Source organism: Variovorax sp. GW821-FHT09A10, from assembly GCF_059418385.1.
Genome location: NZ_JBWKPT010000013.1, coordinates 60,807 through 80,685, shown reverse-complemented (window position 1 = coordinate 80,685; position 19,879 = coordinate 60,807). Strand labels below are relative to the sequence as shown.

General features: G+C 71.3%; 16 protein-coding genes. 9 read left to right on the top strand and 7 right to left on the bottom strand.

Features of this window, described 5'->3' with window-relative positions; genetic code table 11:
* Nucleotides 1-21: 21 nt before the first annotated feature.
* Genes htpG through AC07Q9_RS29750 form a run of 8 tightly spaced genes read left to right on the top strand, consistent with a single transcriptional unit; the run spans nt 22 to nt 11,205 of the window.
* Entirely contained in the window at nt 22-2,058 is a 2,037-nt protein-coding gene (gene htpG, locus AC07Q9_RS29785) for a molecular chaperone HtpG (RefSeq protein ID WP_492683626.1), read from the top strand.
* Nucleotides 2,055-2,609 carry a hypothetical protein gene (locus AC07Q9_RS29780; RefSeq protein WP_495312760.1) on the top strand — a complete coding sequence of 185 codons (555 nt, stop codon included), beginning with the start codon at nt 2,055-2,057 and terminating at the stop codon, nt 2,607-2,609. Before htpG ends, AC07Q9_RS29780 begins: the two co-directional genes overlap by 4 nt.
* Before the next feature lie 58 nt (nt 2,610-2,667).
* Nucleotides 2,668-4,014, top strand: a complete 1,347-nt coding sequence (locus AC07Q9_RS29775) for an SWIM zinc finger family protein (RefSeq protein ID WP_495312759.1) — start codon at nt 2,668-2,670, stop codon at nt 4,012-4,014.
* Complete coding sequence (locus tag AC07Q9_RS29770; RefSeq protein WP_495312758.1) at nt 4,011-5,570, top strand: DUF5691 domain-containing protein; 1,560 nt, start codon at nt 4,011-4,013, stop codon at nt 5,568-5,570. Before AC07Q9_RS29775 ends, AC07Q9_RS29770 begins: the two co-directional genes overlap by 4 nt.
* On the top strand, nt 5,567-6,646 hold the full coding sequence (locus AC07Q9_RS29765; RefSeq protein ID WP_495312757.1) for an AAA family ATPase: 1,080 nt from the start codon (nt 5,567-5,569) through the stop codon (nt 6,644-6,646). The genes AC07Q9_RS29770 and AC07Q9_RS29765 overlap by 4 nt, the downstream gene beginning before the upstream one ends.
* Before the next feature lie 13 nt (nt 6,647-6,659).
* On the top strand, nt 6,660-9,008 hold the full coding sequence (locus AC07Q9_RS29760) for a DUF5682 family protein (protein WP_495312756.1): 2,349 nt from the start codon (nt 6,660-6,662) through the stop codon (nt 9,006-9,008).
* Complete coding sequence (locus AC07Q9_RS29755) at nt 9,005-10,219, top strand: VWA domain-containing protein (protein ID WP_062482648.1); 1,215 nt, start codon at nt 9,005-9,007, stop codon at nt 10,217-10,219. The genes AC07Q9_RS29760 and AC07Q9_RS29755 overlap by 4 nt, the downstream gene beginning before the upstream one ends.
* Nucleotides 10,216-11,205 (top strand): Bug family tripartite tricarboxylate transporter substrate binding protein, encoded by a 990-nt coding sequence (locus tag AC07Q9_RS29750; protein WP_495312755.1) that lies wholly within the window; start codon nt 10,216-10,218, stop codon nt 11,203-11,205. Before AC07Q9_RS29755 ends, AC07Q9_RS29750 begins: the two co-directional genes overlap by 4 nt.
* Nucleotides 11,206-11,217: 12 nt before the next feature.
* Here AC07Q9_RS29750 and AC07Q9_RS29745 read toward each other — a convergent pair whose 3' ends face one another.
* The 5 genes from AC07Q9_RS29745 to AC07Q9_RS29725 are packed head-to-tail and all read right to left on the bottom strand — an operon-like array spanning nt 11,218 to nt 16,562.
* Nucleotides 11,218-12,363, bottom strand: a complete 1,146-nt coding sequence (locus AC07Q9_RS29745; protein WP_492745703.1) for a CaiB/BaiF CoA transferase family protein — start codon at nt 12,361-12,363, stop codon at nt 11,218-11,220.
* Nucleotides 12,360-12,806, bottom strand: a complete 447-nt coding sequence (locus tag AC07Q9_RS29740) for a PaaI family thioesterase (RefSeq protein ID WP_495312754.1) — start codon at nt 12,804-12,806, stop codon at nt 12,360-12,362. The genes AC07Q9_RS29745 and AC07Q9_RS29740 overlap by 4 nt, the downstream gene beginning before the upstream one ends.
* Before the next feature lie 16 nt (nt 12,807-12,822).
* Nucleotides 12,823-13,791 carry a tripartite tricarboxylate transporter substrate binding protein gene (locus AC07Q9_RS29735; RefSeq protein ID WP_390348097.1) on the bottom strand — a complete coding sequence of 323 codons (969 nt, stop codon included), beginning with the start codon at nt 13,789-13,791 and terminating at the stop codon, nt 12,823-12,825.
* Between the two features lie 37 nt (nt 13,792-13,828).
* Nucleotides 13,829-14,818, bottom strand: a complete 990-nt coding sequence (locus AC07Q9_RS29730; RefSeq protein WP_495312753.1) for a Bug family tripartite tricarboxylate transporter substrate binding protein — start codon at nt 14,816-14,818, stop codon at nt 13,829-13,831.
* A gap of 34 nt (nt 14,819-14,852) precedes the next feature.
* Complete coding sequence (locus AC07Q9_RS29725; protein WP_495312752.1) at nt 14,853-16,562, bottom strand: acyl-CoA dehydrogenase family protein; 1,710 nt, start codon at nt 16,560-16,562, stop codon at nt 14,853-14,855.
* Nucleotides 16,563-16,652: 90 nt separating this feature from the next.
* Between AC07Q9_RS29725 and AC07Q9_RS29720 the strand changes: the two genes are divergently transcribed.
* The gene (locus AC07Q9_RS29720; protein WP_447747786.1) at nt 16,653-17,549 is read left to right on the top strand and encodes a LysR family transcriptional regulator; all 897 of its coding nucleotides are present in this window, start codon (nt 16,653-16,655) and stop codon (nt 17,547-17,549) included.
* Here the strand turns inward: AC07Q9_RS29720 and AC07Q9_RS29715 are convergent, their stop codons facing one another.
* Both AC07Q9_RS29715 and AC07Q9_RS29710 read right to left on the bottom strand, forming a co-directional pair.
* On the bottom strand, nt 17,550-18,593 hold the full coding sequence (locus AC07Q9_RS29715) for a serine/threonine protein kinase (protein ID WP_487847447.1): 1,044 nt from the start codon (nt 18,591-18,593) through the stop codon (nt 17,550-17,552). It lies immediately after the preceding gene.
* Nucleotides 18,594-18,626: 33 nt separating this feature from the next.
* The gene (locus AC07Q9_RS29710) at nt 18,627-19,745 is read right to left on the bottom strand and encodes a DUF2855 family protein (protein WP_495312751.1); all 1,119 of its coding nucleotides are present in this window, start codon (nt 19,743-19,745) and stop codon (nt 18,627-18,629) included.
* Nucleotides 19,746-19,879: the final 134 nt, after the last annotated feature.

The following is a 19,879-nucleotide window of genomic DNA, read 5'->3' as shown; positions in this document are numbered from 1 at the left end:
GCTCCGATATCCTTCTTTCCCATGGCTGATTCCTCCAATACCAAACTCCCGTTCCAGGCTGAAGTCGCGCAACTGCTGCACCTCGTCACGCATGCGCTGTACTCCAACAAGGAAATCTTCCTGCGCGAGCTGATCTCGAACGCGTCCGACGCGTGCGACAAGCTGCGCTTCGAGGCGCTCGACCACCCCGAGCTCTACGAAGACCAGCCCGATCTCGACGTGCGCCTGTCGTTCGACAAGGCCGCGCGCACCCTCACCATCACCGACAAGGGCATCGGCCTGTCGCGCCAGGAAGCCATCGACAACCTGGGCACCATCGCCAAGAGTGGTACCAAAGACTTCATGAGCCGCCTGAGCGGCGACCAGAAGGCCGACGCACAGCTCATCGGCCAGTTCGGCGTGGGCTTCTATTCGGGCTTCATCGTGGCCGACAAGATCACGGTCGAGTCGCGCCGCGCGGGCCTGCCCGCCGACCAGGGCGTGCGCTGGGTGAGCGGCGGTGCCGGCGACTTCGAGGTGGCCGACATCACGCGCGCCGCGCGCGGCACGAGCATCACGCTGCACCTGCGCGACGACGCCGACGAATACCTCAACGCCTGGAAGCTCAAGCAGATCGTCGGCAAGTACTCCGACCACATCTCCCTGCCCATCCTGATGGAAAAGGAAGAGTGGAAAGACGGCGAGAACGACCAGCCTGGCGACATGGTGAAGACCGGCGAGTGGGAAACAGTGAACAAGGCCAACGCCCTGTGGAGCCGCCCCAAGAAGGACATCACCGCCGAGCAGTACGAAGAGTTCTACAAGAGCATCAGCCACGACTTCGAGGCGCCGCTGGCCTGGAGCCACAACCGCGTCGAAGGCAGCACCGAGTACACGCAGCTGCTGTACATCCCGTCCAAGGCCCCGTTCGACCTGTGGAACCGCGACAAGAGCGCGGGCGTCAAGCTGTACGTCAAGCGCGTCTTCATCATGGACGACGCCGAGGCGCTGCTGCCCAACTACCTGCGCTTCGTGAAGGGCGTGATCGACTCGGCCGACCTGCCGCTCAACGTGAGCCGCGAGCTGCTGCAGGAAAGCCGCGACGTGAAGGCCATCCGCGAAGGCAGCACCAAGCGCGTGCTGTCGATGCTCGAAGACCTCGCGAAGAAGCAGAAGACCGCGCCCGATAGCAACGAAGGCAAGACCGACGTGGGCTCGGGCGAATCGGTGCCGGCCCCCGAGCCGACCGAAGGTGTGACCGATGTGGTCGACAAGAACACGCCCACCGCCGCCGAAACGGCCGCCGCAGCCGCCGACGAATCGGGCAAGTTCGCCAAGTTCTACGCCGAGTTCGGCGCGGTGCTCAAGGAAGGCCTGGGCGAGGACATGGGCAACCGTGACCGCATCGCCAAGCTGCTGCGCTTTGCCTCCACCACGAGCGACGTCGCGAGCGTGAGCTTCGCCGACTACAAGGCGCGCATGAAGGAGGGCCAGGACGCCATCTACTACATCACGGCCGACAACCTTGCCGCCGCCAAGAACAGCCCGCAGCTCGAAGTCTTCAAGAAGAAGGGCATCGAGGTGCTGCTCATGACCGACCGCGTCGACGAGTGGGCGCTGAACTACCTCAACGAGTTCGACGGCACGCCGCTGCAGAGCGTGGCCAAGGGCGCGGTCGACCTGGGCAAGCTGCAGGACGAGGCCGAGAAGAAGGCCGCCGAGGAAGCCGCCGAGTCGTTCAAGCCGCTGCTCGAGAAGCTGAAAGAAGCGCTCAAGGACAAGGCCGAGGACGTGCGCGTGACCACGCGCCTGGTCGACTCGCCCGCCTGCCTCGTGGTGGAAGACGGCGGCATGAGCACGCAGCTCGCGCGCATGCTCAAGCAGGCCGGCCAGCCCGCGCCCGACCTCAAGCCCGTGCTCGAAGTCAACGCCGAGCACCCGCTGGTGAAGAAGCTCGAAGGCTCCGCGCATTTCGACGACCTCGCGAACATCCTGTTCGACCAGGCGCTGCTGGCCGAAGGCGGCCTGCCGGCCGACCCGGCCGCCTACGTGAGGCGCGTCAACGCGCTGCTGGTGTGAACGCCCGGCCGCGCATCGTTCGTCGCGCAGCGGCTGCCACCTCGGCGCTGCTGCTGTTGCTTCTGGTGGGCGGCTGTTCGCACTATCACATCGGCATTCCGATCGTGCCCGGGCTCTCGCTCGGGCTCGGTGCCACCAAGGACGGCAATTTTTCCGTCGGCCTGAACACCGGCTGGGGCCCGCTCGGCGCGGGCGTGTCCCTGCACGACAACGGCGCCGTCACCGGCTCGGCCGGTGTCGGCGTGGGGGTCGGCGTCGGACCGGTCGGCACCGGCGTGGGCGTCGGCAAGAGCGTGGTGCTGCACAACCCGTACGAGGCCGCGCCGGCCGCGCCCGGGCAGGCCACGCCGGCCGTGGTGGTGCCTGCCGGCACACCGGCCGCCACGCCCGTCACCGTCACCAAGGCCGGCGTCACGCGGCCGATGTCGCCGTCGCCACCGATCGCCGCCGCACCTGTGCCGGCGGCCCGCGTGTCCTACCGCGCGCCTGCCGCGACCACGGCCGTCGTGGCCGGCGAAGCAGGCACGCCCGGCAACCCCATCGCGCCCTGATGGTCGCGCCCCTCCCACCCCTGACCGCGCCGCGGCCCGGCGCGAGGCTGCCCTTTCCATGAGTCTCAGTACCGAAGCCGTCCTCGCGCTCGCGCCGGACGACGCCTCCGCGAAGGCCGCCAAAGGCCTGCTCGCGCCCGCCAAGTGGCCCACGCTCGCGCACTCCGACGACGCCGTCTGGGGCGAATGCCAGGGCAGCGGCAGCAAGCCCTACCAGACGCAGGTCGACCTGTCGGGGCCCGTGTTCCGCTGCTCCTGCCCGAGCCGCAAGTTCCCCTGCAAGCACGGCCTGGCGCTGATGCTGCTGCGCGCGCAGAGCGAAGCCAGCTTCACCGCCGCCGCGCCGCCGCCCTGGGTGGCCGACTGGCTCGCCTCGCGCCGCGACAAGGCCGAGAAGAAGGAAGCCCGCGCCGCCGAACCCGCTGCCGCGCCCGATCCTGCTGCCGCCGCCAAGCGCGACGCGCAGCGCTGGAAGCGCATCGAGGCCGGCGTGCAGGAGCTCGCGCGCTGGCTCGACGACCAGACCCAGCGCGGCCTGGCCGCGCTCGGCAGCGAGCAGGCCGAGGGCTGGACCGCCATGGCCGCGCGCATGGTCGACGCGCAGGCGCCGGGGCTCGGCCAGCGCATCACGCAGGCGGCCGAGCTGATCGGCGCCGGCGAAGGCTGGCCCGCGCGCCTGCTCGACCGGCTGGGCCGGCTGCAACTGATCGTCGATGCGGTGCCGCGCCGCGACAGCCTCTCGCCCGCCACGCGCGCCGACCTGCGCGCCGCGCTCGGCTGGCCGCAGGACCGCGAGGCGCTGCTGGCCGAGGGCGAACGCGTGAGCGACCACTGGCTCGTGCTGGGCCAGTGCCTGGACGAGCGCGACACCAAGCTGGTCGAACGCCATGTGTGGCTGCAGGGCCGCGCGAGCGGACGCCGCGCGCTGCTGCTCGACTACTCGCACGGTGGACGCGGCTTCGAGACCGGCTGGGTCAGCGGCAGCGAACGCGCGGCCGTGCTGTGCTTCTATCCCGGCCACGCCTCGCAGCGCGCGGTGGTGGCCGAGCTGCCGGCCGAGGCCGCGTCGACCGCAGCGCCTGTCGCAGCCAATGACGAAGCCGGTGAATGGCAACGCATGGCGCAACAGATCGCGGCCAACCCGTGGCAACCGCTGCTGCCCCTGGTGTGGGCCGATGCCGTGCCCGCGCGGCACGGCGACCAGTGGTGGCTGCGCCTGGGCGCCGCGTCGCAGGCCTTGCCGATGCAACTGGCCGCAGCCGAAGCCTGGCAGCTGCTGGCGCATTCGGGCGGTGCGCCGCTGCGCGTGTTCGGCGAATGGGACGGCGAGCAGTTCGCGCCACTCACGGCGTGGGCGGCTGAGGGTGGCACACCCGTCTGGACCTTGAGCGGAGCACGCGCATGAGCCACTGGAACACCTTGCTGCAGACGGCCCTCGTCGGCACCGCACGCCAACCCGTGCCGGCCGCCGACGGCATGGCCGGCGATTTCGGCGCGCTGCTCCAGGCGCTGCAACAACCCACCGACACCGCGCAGGGCGTGCTGTTGCGCGTCGCGGGCGCCGTGGCCGTGGGCCGCCGCGCGGGCTTCGTCGCGCCGGGCCTGCCGGCCGACGACGCACCGCCCGCTGCCAACGATCCTTCTCCCGCGCTCGGCGATCCCGCCTTGCTCGCCGTGATCGCCGATGCGCTCGCCAGCGGCCCGCAGCGCCTGCAGCACGAAGTGCTGGCCGTGCTCGCTGCTGCCGGCTGGCGCCTGCCGCCCAGCCTGCTGCCCGCCGCGCTCGATGCCGGCCGCCGCGACACCGCGCTGCGTCCCGCCGTCGTCCTCGCACTCGGCGAACGCGGGCGCTGGCTGGCCGCGCGCAACGACGACTGGCGCTACGCCGTCGGCGCCAGCGCGCAGGCCGACACGCAGACCCGCTGGGACGAAGGCAGCATCGACCAGCGCCGCGCCGTGCTGGCCGAGCAACGCCGCGACGACCCGGCCGGCGCGCGCGAACGCCTCGCCGCCGAGCTGCCGCAGCTGCCCGCCAAGGAGCGCGCCGTGCTGCTCGGCGCACTGGCCGAGAACCTCGGCCCCGACGACGAAGCGCTGCTCGAAGCCCAGCTGAAGGACCGCGCGCGCGACGTGCGCCAGACCGTGGTCGAGCTGCTGCAGCGCCTGCCGGCCAGCGCCCATGTGCGGCGCATCGAAGCCTTCCTAGCGCCCTTGCTCTCATCGCAAGGCGCGACGTGGCAACTCAACGCCCCCGAGGCCGCCGACCCGCGCTGGAAGGACGACGCCATCGACGCCGCGCGCCCCACGCACGACAGCCTCGGCGAGCGTGCGTGGTGGCTCTACCAGCTGGTGCGCCAGATGCCGCTGGCCTGGTGGACCGCGCGTACCGGCCTGACGCCCGCTGCATTGCTCGACTGGGCCGCCCAGGGCGACTGGTACGACGCGCTGCTGCGCGGCTGGAACGAGGCCGTGCTGGCCGCGCCCGATGTCGACTGGTGCGACGCGCTGCTCGACCGCCCGCGGGCCCACCGCGGCGGCGTGGGCCCGCTGCTGGCGCTGCTGCCGCGCGAACGCCGCGAGCGCCACTGGGCGACGCAGCTCGGCGATGCCGGGCAGGGCGTGCAGGACGTCGTCGCGTTCGCCGACCAGGCCTGCGCACCCGGCGACACGCCCTCGGCCGCGCTGTCGCTGCGCATCGCGCAGGCGCTGCGCATGCGCGTCGAGCGCGGCGACCTCGTCAACGACTACGTGCTGCGCCAGGTGCTCGGCACCGCCGCTGCGCTGCTGCACCTGGATGCAATGGCGCTGCTGGCCGACCTGCCGCGCGCGGCCGAGGAAAGCCCCGGCCTCGCCAACGCACTGGCCGACACCGCGCGCATCGTGCGCGCGCGCCGGCTGGTCGCCACGCTTCCTTCTTCCTCTTCTTCTTCACTTTCAACCTCTTCCCAAGGCCGTCCATGAGCAATGTCCTGCGCCAGCATGCCGAACAGCAATTCGCCGAAGAACTCGAAGCGCTCCAGAAGGTCGACGACCGCCAGCGCCCGGCCAACTGGAAGCTCTCGCCCTGGGCCGTGCTCACCTACCTGATGGGCGGCAAGCTGGCCAACGGCTTCGAGGTCAGCCCCAAGTACATCGGCAATTCGCGCCTGATGGAAATCGCCGTCTCCACGCTCGCCACCGACCGCGCGCTGCTGCTGTACGGCGTGCCGGGCACGGCCAAGTCGTGGGTGTCGGAGCACCTGGCCGCCGCCGTGAGCGGCGACTCGACGATGCTGATCCAGGGCACCGCCGGCACCAGCGAAGAGCAACTGCGCTACGGCTGGAACTACGCCGAGCTGCTGGCCCATGGCCCTTCGGAAAAGGCGCTGGTGCCGAGCCCGCTGGTGCACGCCATGCGCCTGGGCAAGATCGCGCGCGTCGAAGAACTCACGCGCATCCCGGCCGACGTACAAGACTCGCTGATCACCGTGCTGTCGGAAAAGACCCTGCCCGTGCCCGAGCTCGGCATCGAGGTGCAGGCCACGCGCGGCTTCTCGGTGATTGCCACCGCGAACAACCGCGACAAGGGCGTGAACGAACTGTCGAGCGCGCTCAAGCGCCGCTTCAACACCGTGGTGCTGCCGGTGCCGTCGAGCGAGGCCGAGGAAGTGCAGATCGTCGTCAAGCGCGTCGGCGAACTGGGCCGTGCGCTCGCGCTCCCGGCCGAGCCGCCCGCGCTGCAGGAAGTGCGCCGCGTGGTGCAGATCTTCCGCGAGCTGCGCAACGGCCAGACCGAAGACGGCAAGACGCGCATCAAGTCGCCCACCTCGACGCTCTCGACCGCCGAGGCCATCTCGGTCATCAACAGCGGCATGGCGCTGGCCGGCCACTTCGGCGACGGCGTGCTGCGCTCGGCCGACGTGGCCTCGGGCCTGATCGGCGCGGTCATCAAGGACCCGGTGCAGGACCAGGTGGTGTGGAAGGAATACCTGGAGACCGTGGTGAAAGAACGGGCCGATTGGAAGGACCTGTACCGCGCCTGCCGCGAACAGCTTTGACGCGAGCCGGCGCATGAGCACGAGCGCGGCGCCTTCGCCGCTGCACTACTTCGGCATCCGCCACCACGGCCCCGGCTGTGCGCGCAGCCTGCTGCGCGCCTTCGAGTCGCTGCAGCCCGACTGCATCCTCGTCGAGGGTCCGCCCGAGGCCGAGCCGCTGCTGTCCTTTCTCGCGCATGCCGACCTGCAACCGCCGGTCGCGGTGCTGATCCACGCGAGCGAGGACACCGGCCTGGCCGCGTTCTATCCCTTCGCCACCTTCTCGCCCGAATGGCAGGCGCTGCAGTGGGGCGCCGCGCGCGGCGTGCCCACGCGCTTCATCGACCTGCCGCAGGCGCACCGCATGGCGATCGAGCAGGCCGCGCGCGCGGCCGACGAGGCCAAGGCCGCAGAGCCTGAAGACACACCACTCGACGATGACGAGACCGACACGGTGCCCGTCGCCGAAACGGTCGAAGCCCCCGAGGAAGAACAGGCCGCCAACACGCTGCCCGACGACCCCTTCGACTGGCTCGCCCATGCCGCCGGCTATGCCGACGGCGAGAGCTGGTGGAACCACATGGTCGAGGAGCGCGGTGACGGCGAAGACCTGTTCGGCGCCATCGCCGAAGCCATGACGGCCGTGCGCGCCGAAACGCCCGAAGACCGGCGCGGCGTGCCCGCGATGGAACGCGAGCAGCGGCGCGAAGCCTTCATGCGGCAATCGATCCGCGAGGCCGTCAAGGCCGGTCACCAGCGCATCGCCGTCGTGTGCGGCGCCTGGCACGTGCCCGCGCTGCAGGGCGCGGCCACCGCCAAGGCCGATGCCGCGCTGCTCAAGGGCCTGCCCAAGCTCAAGGTGCTCGCAACCTGGGTGCCGTGGACCTACCGGCACCTCACGAGCGCCAGCGGCTACGGCGCCGGCATCGATTCGCCGGGCTGGTACGAGCACCTGTGGCAGCAGGGGCACGAAGTGGCGGGGCGCAGCACCGGCTGGCTCGCACGCGTCGCGCGCCTGCTGCGCGAGCACGACCTCGACTGCTCCTCCGCCCACCTCATCGAGGCCACGCGCCTGGCCGACACGCTGGCCGCATTGCGCGAGCGCCCCGCGCCCGGCCTGCCCGAGCTCGACGAGGCCGTGCGCAGCGTGATCTGCATGGGCGAGCAGGCGCCGCTCACGCTCATCCGCGAACGCCTCACGGTCGGCGACCGCATGGGCCAGGTGCCGGCCGACGTGCCCACCGTGCCGCTGCAGCGCGACCTCGAACAGGCGCAGAAGAGCCTGCGCCTGAAGCCCGAGGCCACCGCGAAGACGCTCGACCTCGACCTGCGCCAGCCCAACGACCTGGCACGCAGCCACCTGCTGCACCGCCTGCGCCTGCTCGACCTGCCGTGGGGCGAGGTCACCGCCGGCCAGCGCGCGAGCCGCGGCACCTTCCACGAGGTGTGGCAGCTGCAGTGGCAGCCCGAGTTCGCGCTGCGCGTCATCGAGGCCAGCCGCTTCGGCGCCACCGTGGCGCATGCCGCCAGCGCGCGCGTGATGGAAGGGCTCGCGGCCGAGACCTCGCTCACCGCACTGGCCGAGCAGGTCGACACCGTGCTGCTGGCCGACCTGCCCGTGGCCGTGCAGGCCGTGACCCGCGCGCTCGAAGACCGCGCCGCGCTCACCGGCGACGCCGTGCAGCTCATCGGCGCCGTGCCGCCGCTGGCCAACGTGTTCCGCTACGGCAGCGTGCGCCAGACCGACAGCGCGCTGCTCTCGCACGTGCTCGACAGCCTCATCGTGCGCGGCGCCATCGGCCTGCCGATCGCCTGCGGCGCGCTCGACGCCGAAGCCGCCGAGTCGCTGCGCACCCGCCTCATCGGTGCGCACGACGCGGTGCGCCTGCGCGACGGCGAAGAAACGACCACCGCCTGGCGCAACGCATTGCGATCCATCGCCTTCGGCGAAACCGGCGCGCCGCTGCTGCGCGGCGTGAGCTGCCGGCTGCTGCTCGACGATGCGCAGATCGACAGCGACGGCGCCTCGCAGCAACTCGCGCGCAACCTCTCGGCCGGCGCGCCGCCCACCGATGCGGCGGCCTGGCTCGAAGGCTTTCTCAACCGCAACGCGATGGTGCTGCTGCACGACGATGCCGTGTGGTCGCTGGTCGATGGCTGGCTCGCGGGGCTCGGCGAGGAGCACTTCGTGCAGGTGCTGCCGCTGGTGCGGCGCAGCTTCGCGGACTTCTCGGGCGCCGACCGGCGCGCGCTCGGCGAACGCGCCAAGCGCGGCGCCGTCGGCGGCACCTTGCCGTCCGCCGTGGCCGCCACCGACTGGGACGAATCACGCGCGGTGCTCGCGCTGCCGCTGCTGCGGGAACTGCTGGGAGTGAAGGCATGAGCGCGAATCCAACACCCATCGACGAAGAAGAAACCCTGCCGCCCACCGACCGCCTGCAGCGCTGGCGCCTCGTGCTCGGCAGCGAAGCCAACGCCAGCTGCGGCGCCATCGAAGGCCGCGTGCGCGAGATCGACCAGGCGCTGGCCGCGCTCTACGAAGCCGACGGCCGGCGCGGCCTGGGCCAGGGCGGGCAGCGCGGCGGCCGGGGCGATTCGGCGCCCAGCGTGGCGCGCTGGCTCGGCGACATCCGCAAGTACTTTCCGAGCCAGGTGGTGCAGGTGATGCAGCGCGATGCGATGGAGCGCCTGAACCTGCGCCAGATGCTGCTGCAGCCCGAGATGCTCGAGAACGCGCAGCCCGACGTGCACCTGGTGGCCAACCTCGTGGCGCTCGCGAGCGTGATCCCGGCCGGCACCAAGGACACGGCGCGCGCCGTGGTGCGCAAGGTGGTCGACGAGCTCATGAAGAAGCTCGAGGAGCCGATGCGCAGCGCCGTGAGCGGCGCGCTCAACCGCAGCCAGCGCAACCGCCGCCCGCGCCATTCGGAGATCGACTGGCACCGCACCATCCGCGCCAACCTGCGCCATTGGCAGCCCGAGTACCGCACGGTGGTGCCGCAGACGCTGGTGGGCTACGGGCGCAAGGCGCGCCAGCCGCAGCGCGAAGTCATTCTGTGCATCGACCAGAGCGGCTCCATGGCCGCGTCGGTGGTCTATTCGAGCATCTTCGGCGCGGTGATGGCGAGCCTGCCGGCGGTGTCGACCAAGCTGGTGGTGTTCGACACCGCCGTGGTCGACATGACCGAGCAGCTGCAGGACCCGGTCGACCTGCTGTTCGGCGTGCAGCTGGGCGGCGGCACCGACATCAACGGCGCCGTGGGCTACTGCCAGACGCTGGTGCGCGAGCCGCGCAACACCATCCTCATCTTGATCTCCGACCTGTACGAAGGCGGCGTGGAAGACGGCCTGCTGCGCCGCGCCCACCAGCTGGTGGAGGCCGGCGTGCAGTTCATCGCGCTGCTGGCGCTCAGCGACGAGGGCGCGCCCTCGTACGACCGCGACCTGGCCGCCAAGCTCGCTGCCCTGGGCGTGCCCTCGTTCGCCTGCACGCCCGATGCGTTCCCGGGCCTGATGGCCGCGGCCATCAAGCGCGAGGACGTGTCGACCTGGGCCGCGGGGCAGGGCCTGAAGACCAGCCGGGCCGCCCCGTGACGCAGCGCCGCCTGCCTGACCTGAGGCGACGGCGTCTGGCCGCGCTGCTGGGTCTGGTGGCGGGCACGGCCTGGGCGCAGCAGCCCGACGACACCGCGCGCCCGATCCGCTGGATCGTGCCCTTTCCGACGGGCGCGATCGCCGACGTCGTCGCGCGCGCCATCGGTGCCCAACTCGCCATCGACACGGGCCAGCCCGTGCAGATCGAGAACCGCCCTGGCGGCAACACCGCGCTCGCCGCCCTCGAAGCCGCGCGCGCGCCGGCCGACGGCCACACCGTGCTGTCGGCCGACAACGGCATGTGGGTGTTCAACCCGGCGCTGTACCGCAGCCTGAGCTACAGCCCGTCGCGCGATTTCACGCCCGTCACGCAGCTGGTGCGGCTGCCGATGGTGCTGCTGGTCGGTCCGGCCAGCGGCGTGCGCGATGCGCGTGCCTTCATCGAGGACGCGCGCGCCTTTCCGGGCCGCTTCAGTTTTGCGTCGGCCGGCAACGGCAGCGCGCAGCACCTCGCGATGGCGCTGCTGGCGCGCGAGGCCGGGCTGGAGATGGTGCATGTGCCGTACCGCAGCGCCGGGCCGGCGCTGGTCGAGGTGGCGGGCGGCCAGTTGCCGTTCGCGATGGGCGAGCTGGCGACGGCGCGCCGCTTCATCCAGGGCGGCCGGCTGCGCGTGCTCGCGGTGGCGAACCCCGCGCGCCTGGCCCAACTGCCGGGCGTGCCGACCTTCGCGGAACTGGGCTTGCCGAAGGTCGAGGCCGCGATCTTCCACGGCCTCGTGGCGCCGGCGGGCACGCCGCCCGAGGTGGTGGCGCGGCTGCAGCGCGCGGTGGCCAGTGCCCTGCACAACCCGGTGGTGCAGCGCCGCCTCGCCGAGGCCGGCGTCGAGCCGGTGGGTGGCACGCCGGCCGAGTTCGAAACGCTGCTGGCGCGCGAGTCGGCGCGCTGGCATCCGCTGATCCGCGCGCTCAAGCTCTCGCTCGACTGAGCGCGCGACAGGTCAGCGCGCCGCGTCGTCGTTGGGCAGGAAGGCGTCGCCCGGCGTCAGCGGCGCATGGCGGTAGCTGGCCGGCGTGCGGCTGAGCTTCACGGGCGCGCCGATGCCGCGGTAGCCGCCTTCCATCTCCACCACCATCTCGCGGTGCAGCGTGTGCGGGTGCTGCAACGCCGCCGCCACCGGCAGCACCGGCGCGGCGGGCACGCCGGCGGCCATCAGCTGGTCGACCAGCGTGCGGCCGTCGAAGGCGGCGAGCGCGGCTTCGAGCTGCTGCTTGAGGCCGTCGCGGTTCACCGAGCGCGCGCCGGCGGTGCGGTACAGCGGATCGTCGGCCAGCGCGGGCAGGCCGATGCAGCGGCAGAAGCTCGCGAACTGGCGGTCGTTGCCCACGGCCACGAAGATCGGGTCGGTGCCCGTGGCCAGCGCGTCGTAGGGGTAGATGTTGGGGTGCGCGTTGCCGGTGCGGCGCGGCGCCGTGCCGTCCATGAACCAGTTGGCCGCGTGCGGGTGCAGCAGCGACAGGCCGCTGTCGTACAGCGCCGCCTCCACGAACTGGCCGCGTCCGCTGCGCTGGCGCTCCTGCAGCGCGAGCAGCACGCCGATCACCGCGTTGAGCCCCGTCACCATGTCGACCACCGGCAGGCCCACGCGCAGCGGGCCGCCGTCGGCCTCGCCGTTGATGCTCATGATGCCGGTCATGGCCTGCACGGCGGCGTCGTAGCCCGGCAGCGCGCCCAGCGGGCCGTCGGCGCCGAAGCCCGACACGCGGCACCACACGAGGCGCGGAAAGCGCTGCGACAGCGTCTCGTAGCCGATGCCCCAGCGCTCCATCGTGCCGGTCTTGAAGTTCTCGATCAGCACGTCCGCCTCGGCCACCAGCGCCAGCAGCGCCTCGCGGCCTTCCTCGGTCGAGAAGTCCAGGTGCTGCACGCGCTTGTTGCGGTTCAGCCCGTGGTAGTACGAAGCCACGCCCTCCTTGAAGGGAGGGCCCCAGGTGCGCGTGTCGTCGCCCTGCGGCGGCTCGACCTTGAGCACGTCGGCGCCGTGGTCGCCGAGGATCTGGCCGCAGTAGGGGCCGCCGAGGATGCGCGAGATGTCGAGCACGCGGATGCCCGCGAGGGCGCCGGTCGAAGGGGAAGCGGTGGTCATGGGGTGGACTCGGAAGAAGGAGAAGCGGTGCGCGGCACCAGCTTGAAGGTGCCGGTGGCCAGCGCGAGCAGCTCGCCGTCGGCGTTGCGCGCCTCGCCGCGCGCGAAGCACATCGCACGGCCGCGCCGCTCGCACACGGCGGTGGCGATCACGTCGCCGGCGCAGGGCGCGGTGTAGTGCACCGTGATGTCGACGGTGACCACGCCGAAGGCCGTGGGTGCGTGCGAACGCACGGCGCTGGAGAGCGCGCAATCGAACAGCACGGCGATCGCGCCGCCGTGCACGTCGCCGCGGCTGTTGGTGTGGTCGGCGCTGTAGGGCATGCGCACGCGCGCGCGCTCGTCGCCGATGGCCTCGCCGCGCAGCGCGAAGGCGCGGGCCATCGGCATGGGCAGGCCGAACAGCACGCCCGGTGGTTCGTCGACGAAAGCGGTGTCCGACATGGTGTGCGTGTGGGGGTCAGTCGAGCAGGCCGCGTTGGCGCAGGCGCGCCACGCGTTCCTTCTCGCGCGCGGTCGTGGCCAGCGCGTAGCGGCGGTACTGCTCGGGGTCCATCGCGTTGGCCTGCTGGTTCAGCTGCTCCAGCACGCGCAGGCCGGCGGGCGACGCCAGCGCCTTGCGGAAGGCGTCGTGCACGGTCTTCACGCGCGCCGGGTCCATGCCGGCGGGGCCGGCGATGCCGTAGGGCGAATCGATGACCGCGTCCACGCCCTGCTCGCGCAGCGTGGGCACCTGCGGGTAGCGCTTGACGCGCTGCGGCGTGAGCATCACGAGGTAGCGCATCTTGCCGGCGTCGATGTGCGGCACGGCCACGCCCGAGAGCGGCGCGGCGTCGATGTGGCCGCCGAGGATGGCGTTGGTCACTTCGGCGTCGCCCTTGAAGGGCACCATGTTGAGCTGGACCTTCGCCATCTCGGCGGCTTCGTCCATCACGATGCGCGGCGTGCCCACGGCGCCGGTGGCGCCCACGTTGAGTTTGCCCGGGCGGCGCGCGGCGTCGGCCGCGAAGTCCTGCCAGGTCTTCCACGGCGCGTCGGCCTTCACCGCGAGGCCGAAGGTGTAGTCGGACAGCATCACCACGTACGAGAAACTGCGCGCGGGGTCGAAGGCCACCTTGTTGATGAAGGGCTCGCGGTACACCGAGGCCGGCAGCACGGCCAGCGTGTAGCCGTCGGGCGCGGCGCGCACCAGCGCGGCGGCGCCGTTGGTGCCGCTCGCGCCGGGGCGGTTGTCGAGCACCACGGGCTGGCCGAGGGCCTTGCCGGCTTCTTCTGCCACGGCGCGCAGGTGCTGGTCGGTGGGCCCGCCCGCGGCGTACGGAACGATCAGCGTGACGGGGCGTTGCGGGTAGGTCTCTGCGGTGGCGGCGCCGGCTGCGGTGAACAGCGCGGCGAGGGCGACCAGGCGTGACAGCCGTTGCGTTTTCATCTTCTTGTCTCCTTGTTTTTCTTGTGCGTCGTGGCGGTCAGTCGAGCTGCGCGCCGGACTTCTTCACCACGTCCTTCCACTTGGCCGTTTCGCTGCCGATGAACTGCGCGAGCTTCTGCGGCGAGGTGTCCGCCGTGGCTTCCAGGCCCTGCGCGGCGAACATCTGCTTGACCTTCGGCGAGTTGAGCACCTCGGCGAACGCGTGGTTGAGCTTGGTCACGCGGTCGGCCGGCGTGCCGGCCGGCGCGACGATGCCGAAGAACACGCTCACGTCGTAGGGCTTGTGCAGCTGCTCGGTGATGGTGGGCACCTCGGGCAGCGCCTGCGAGCGGGCCGAGGTGGCCACGCCCAGCGCGCGCAGCTTGCCGGCCTTGACGTAGGGCAGCGCGGTGAGGATGTCGGTGAAGGTCATGCTGACCTGGTTGCCCAGCAGGTCGTTGAGCGCCGGGCCGGTGCCCTTGTAGGGCACGTGCAGCAGGTCGGTGCCGGCCACCGAGTTGAACAGCACGCCCGCCAGGTGCGACGAGGCGCCGTTGCCCGACGAGGCGTAGCTGAGCTTGCCCGGATTGGCCTTGGCGTAGGCGACCAGCTCGGCCACGTTCTTCACCGGCAGGGCCGGGTTCACCACCAGGATGTTCGGCAGGTAGCCGACCTGGATCACGGGCGCGAAGCTCTTCGTCGGGTCGTAGCTGATCTTGCGGTACAGGCTCACGTTGATGGCCAGCGGGCCCGAGGTGCCGAACAGCAGCGTGTGGCCGTCGGCCTCGGCGCGCGCCACGTAGTCGGCGCCGATGTTGCCGCCCGCGCCCGCGCGGTTCTCCACGATCATGGGCTGGCCGAGCTTGTCGCGCAGCTCGGCGGCCAGCGTGCGCGCCATCGCGTCGGTCGGGCCGCCGGGCGGGAAGGGCACGACCAGCGTCATGGGCTTGGTCGGGAAGGCGCCGGGCTGGGCGTGCACGGCGGGCGTGGCTGCGAGCAGCAGCGCGGCGCAGGCGGTGCCGAGGATGAGGCTGAGTCGTTGTCGCATGGGTGGTTGTCTCCGTTGTTCTCGAAAAGGGGGCTCAAGCGGCCGTGCGCACCAGGGCGGCGTGCCAGTCGGCGGGCAGCGCGTCGGGCGCCAGCGGATCGCGCGGCAGCACGCGGTGCAGCAGCACCAGCTGGGCCCAGCGCAGGCGCGCGGCGGAGCCGCCGGCCGAGGCTTCCCAGGCCATCGCGGCGGCGCTGGTGCAGTGGTACAGGGCCGAGGCGGCCTGGCGCGCGAGCACGTCGCCGCCTTCGCGCGCGGCGGTCTCGGCCAGGGCGCAGGCGCGCGCCATGGTGTCGCGCAGCGCGGCGGCAAAGGCCGGCGTGAGCGTGGTGGCGTCGCCGATGAGCTTCTCGACGTGCGCGCGCAGCACGGGCAGCGAGCCTTCGCGCTTCACGGCGCGGATCACGTCCAGCGCCACGATGTTGCTGGTGCCTTCCCAAATCGAGCCCAGGTGCGCGTCGCGCACGAGGCGCGGGTCGCTCCACTCTTCGATGTAGCCGCAGCCGCCGCGCACTTCCATCGCATCGCCCGTGACCTGGCGCGCATCGCGGCAGGCGCGGAACTTGATGAGCGGCGTGAGGATGCGCAGCAGCGCATACGCATCGGGCTCGCCGGCGTCGGAGCGTGCCAGCGCCTGCGCGGTCTGGCAGACCATGGTGCGGGCCTGTTCGGACGGCACGCGCAGCTTGTCGAGCTGGCGCTGCATCAGCGGCATCTGCTCGAGCGCGCGGCCGAAGGCGCGGCGCTCGGAGGCGATGTACTCGGCCTCGGCCACCGCGCGGCGCATCAGGCCGGCGGAACGCACGCCGTTGGACAGGCGCGAGTTGTTGACCATGTCGGCCATCTGCTGGAAGCCGCGGCCTTCCTCGCCCACGAGGTAGGCCACGGCGCCTTCGAGGCGGATCTCGCCGCTGGCCATCGAGCGCGTGCCCAGCTTGTCCTTGAGGCGGATGATGCGGTAGTGGTTGAGGCTGCCGTCGTCGAGTTCGCGCGGCAGCAGGAACAGCGACACGCCCTTCATGCCCGCGGGCGCATCGTCGGCGCGCGCCAGCACCATCGCAAAGCCGGCGTCGGGGTTGGAGCAGAACCACTTGTCGCCGGCCAGGCGCCAGCTGCCGTCGGGCTGGCGCTGCGCGGTGGTGGCGGTGGCGGCGATGTCGGAGCCGGCGGCCTGCTCGGTCATGAACATCGCGCCCTGCGCGAGCTCGTCGAAGTCGAGCGAGGTCAGGCGCGGCAGGTACTTGGCGACCAGCTCGGGTGCGCCGAACTTCTTCAGCGTGCGCGTGAGCGAGTCGGTCATCGAGACCGGGCAGCACAGGCCGAACTCGGCCTGCACGAACAGGTAGGTCAGCACGTACTTGACCAGCGGCGGCATCTTGCCGGCCCAGCCCAGCGTCTCGTCGCGGTGCGAGATGGCGGCCAGGCCGAACTCGCTGAGCGCCAGGCGCTCCATCTCGACGTAGGCCGGGTGCTTGATGACCTTCTGTTCGTCGATGCCGGTGCGCGTGCGCTGCTTCAGCGTGGGCGGGTTGCGGTCGGCGGTGCCGGCCAGGTCGTCCAGCAGGCCGCCCGCCAGGCCGCCCAGGCGCTCGAAGTGCGGGCGCATGTGGGTGCGCAGGGCCTCGGGCAGGTACAGCGCGAGCAGCGTGTGCAGCTCGGTGTCGGTGGTGAAGAGGTTCTGGCCGTGGCGATCGGGGATCGGGTGCGCGGCGGCTGTGGCAGCGGAAGCAGCGGGTGTGGGCATGCGGGCGTCTCCTGGTTCGCCGCATTGTTGAGTTGGCAATGATCCGTGTCTAATATTGATTTGGTCTTGTACGATTTGATTTAGCTATTTATGGAACTGCGGCACCTGCGCTACTTCTCCGTGCTCGCGGAAGAGCTGCACTTCGGGCGCGCCGCGCGGCGGCTGGCCATTTCGCAGCCGCCGCTGTCGGTGGCGATTCGCCAGCTCGAAGACTCGGTGGGCGCGCGCTTGTTCGAGCGCAACAGCAAGGAAGTGCGGCTCACGCCCGCCGGCGAGGCACTGCGCGTGTCGGCGCGGCGCGTGCTGCTGCAGGCCGAAGAGGCCGCGCTGGAGGCGCGCGACGTGGCCACCGGCTCGGCGGGCCGGCTGCGCATCGGCTTCGTGGGCGCCATGCTCTACCGCGGCCTGCCGCCCGCGCTGCGCGCGTTCCAGGCGCGGCATCCGGCGGTGCGCATCACGCTGAGCGAACTCAATTCGGGCGTGCAGATCGCTGAGCTGCTGCACGACCGGCTCGACCTGGGCTTTGTCCACACCAGCCGCATGCCGGCCGAGCTGCAGCACCGGTTGCTGTTGTCGGAGCCCTTCGTGGCCTGCCTGCCCGCGGGCCATGCGCTGGCGCGCAAGCGCGTGCTGGCGCCGGCCGACCTGCGCGATCAGCCCTTCGTGCTGTTCTCGCGCGAAGCCTCACCCGACTACCACGAGCGCATCCTGTCGATCTGCGCCGAGGCGGGCTTCCTGCCCGAGGTGCGCCACGAGGTGCGGCACTGGCTGGCCGTGGTGTCGCTGGTGTCGCAGGGCATGGGCGTGGCGCTGGTGCCGCAGGCGATGCGGCACTCGGCGCTGCGCGGCGCGGTGTTCCGCCCGCTCGACCGCGCGGTGGCGCAGTCGGAGGCCTACGGCGTGTGGCGCAGCGGGCCGGTCAATGTGCTGGTCGAGCGGCTGCTCGAAGGCGTGGCGCAGAGCCTGGCCGCGAACGCCGCTCAGTGATCACGCGTAGAGCGGCTCTTCGGCCATCTGCTCGCACTGGTCTTCCAGCACGAGGATCTGGCCCTTCCAGTAGTCGCTGGAGCCGAACCACGGGAAGTTGATCGGGAAGATCGGATCTTCCCAGCGCCGTGCCAGCCAGGCGCTGTAGTGGATGAGCCGCAAGGTGCGCAGCGGCTCGATGAGCGCCAGCTCGCGGCGGTCGAATTCGCGGAACTGCTCGTAGCCGTCGAGCAGGCCCGACAGCTGCGCCGTGCGCTGCGCGCGGTCGCCCGACAGCAGCATCCACAGGTCTTGCACCGCGAAGCCCGTGCGCGCGTCGTCCAGGTCGACGAAGTGCGGGCCGCCGCCGGGGCGGTCGGTGGGCGTCCACAGGATGTTGCCGGGGTGCACGTCGCCGTGCAGGCGCAGCTTGCGGGGCTTGAAGTCGGAGGCCGGCGGCTGCAGTGCCAGGGCGGTGGCGCGGACCATGTCCAGCGCTTCGTTGCAGGTCTTTTCCCATTCGCGTTGCATGTCGAGCGGGATCTTGTCGTTCTCCAGCAGCCAGTCGCGCGAGTCCAGCCCGAAGGTCTGCAGGTCGAGCGCGGGGCGGGCCTCGAAAGGCTTGGCGCTGCCCACCGTGTGGATGCGCGCCAGGAAGCGGCCCACCCATTCGAGCACCTCGAAGTTGTCCAGCTCGGGCGCGCGCCCGCCGCGGTAGGGGCTCACGCTGAAGGCAAAGCCGGCGTGGTGGTGCAGCGTCTTGCCGTCGAAGGCCAGCGGCGGCACGGCCGGCACCTCGCCGGCGGCCAGTTCGAGCGAGAAGGCGTGCTCTTCGAGGATCTCGGCCTCGCTCCAGCGGCCGGGGCGGTAGAACTTGAGCACCACCGCCGGATGGGGATTCGGGTCTTCCAGGTAGACCTGGTAGACCCGGTTTTCATAGGAGTTCAGGCCGGTGAGCCGGCCGTCGCCGTGCAGGCCGAGTGTCGCGAGCGCGTCGAGCACCACGTCGGGCGTGAGGCTCTCGTAAGGATGGGTGTTCGCGGGCGCGACAGAAGAAGGGGTCATGCGGCGATTGTCGCCACATGGGCCCCGTGCGGGTCAGCGAGCGCCCGCTTGTTTGTAAAGCGAAAGGATATGGCCGGTGCGCGGGTCGCCCTTGCCCGCCAGCACCTGCGCGTAGGCGGCCTGCACCGCCTGGCCGCCGTGGTGGTGCTCGGTGTGCAGCCAGGGGTTGCTGGCGTCGGTCACCGTGGCCAGGAAGCGGTGCCACGCGGCCACCATGCGCCGCCCGAACTCGTCGGCGCCCCATTCGGTGGTGCGCTTCTTGATCTGCGCCGGCGCGAAGAACAGCGTGGCGCGCGGGCCGGTCAGGCTCTTGCCAGCGCCCTTGGCGGCGAGCTGCTCCACGTGCGTGCCGCCGATCGAGCTGCTGTACTTGAGGTTGGTGAAGCGCTCGTGGATCGCGGTGCGCAGCTCGCCGTTGCCGGCGAAGTCGATGTACACGCAGGGCGTGTCGGCCGCGATGGTGTCCAGGGCGTCGTAGGTCACCACGCGGTCGTAGCAGCCCAGGCTCTGGCAGAAGGCCATGTTGGCGGGCGAGGTGAGGCCGACCACCTCGATGCCGTCGCGCTGGTGCAGCTGGAAGGCCGTGCCGTAGGCCGTCTTGCTCGAGGCGCTCGACAGCAGCATGGTGGTGGCGCCGAAGAAGTCGTTGTCGGCCATGAAGTCGTCGATCAGCCACGAGGTGATGAACAGCGGGCGCAGCAGCGCCTGCAGGTCTTCGGTGTCGGTGGTGTACAGCGGGTCGGCGTTGCAGCGGAAGTACTGGTTGTAGACCGCGGGCAGCTCGGCGCGGTGCGCCGCCGCGTCGGTGAAGCGCGAGGGCGAGAGCCGGTCGGGGCTGAGCACCGCGCTCGTGGACATCGGCCAGTAGCCGTACAGCCGTTCGCCCACGGCCACGCCCGGGTGCTGCGACTGCACCACGCTGGCAAAGCCCCACACCGGGATGCTGCCCCAGCCTTCTTCCTCGGAGGGAAAGAACAGCCAGTAGCTCATCGCATCGCCGAAGGCGGCGTAGGTGATGTTGTTGGAGGTGAGCGCAAAGCTGTCGATGCGCACGCGCACCTGCCCGTCGGCCAGTGGCCGTTCGGTGGTGTCGGTGTGCAGGCGCGCGGTGGCCAGCTGGTCTTTGCGGATCAGGAGGTGGGTGGTGCTCATGGGGTCGATCTCCACGGGTGTGTGTTGAAGACGGGTGGGCGGGACGTGCGGCCACGTTAGCCAAGCTTGGTGAAAGGCGCTACCACGGCATTCGTTTTGGCGTCACCCGTGAGACAGACATGAAAAAAGCGCCC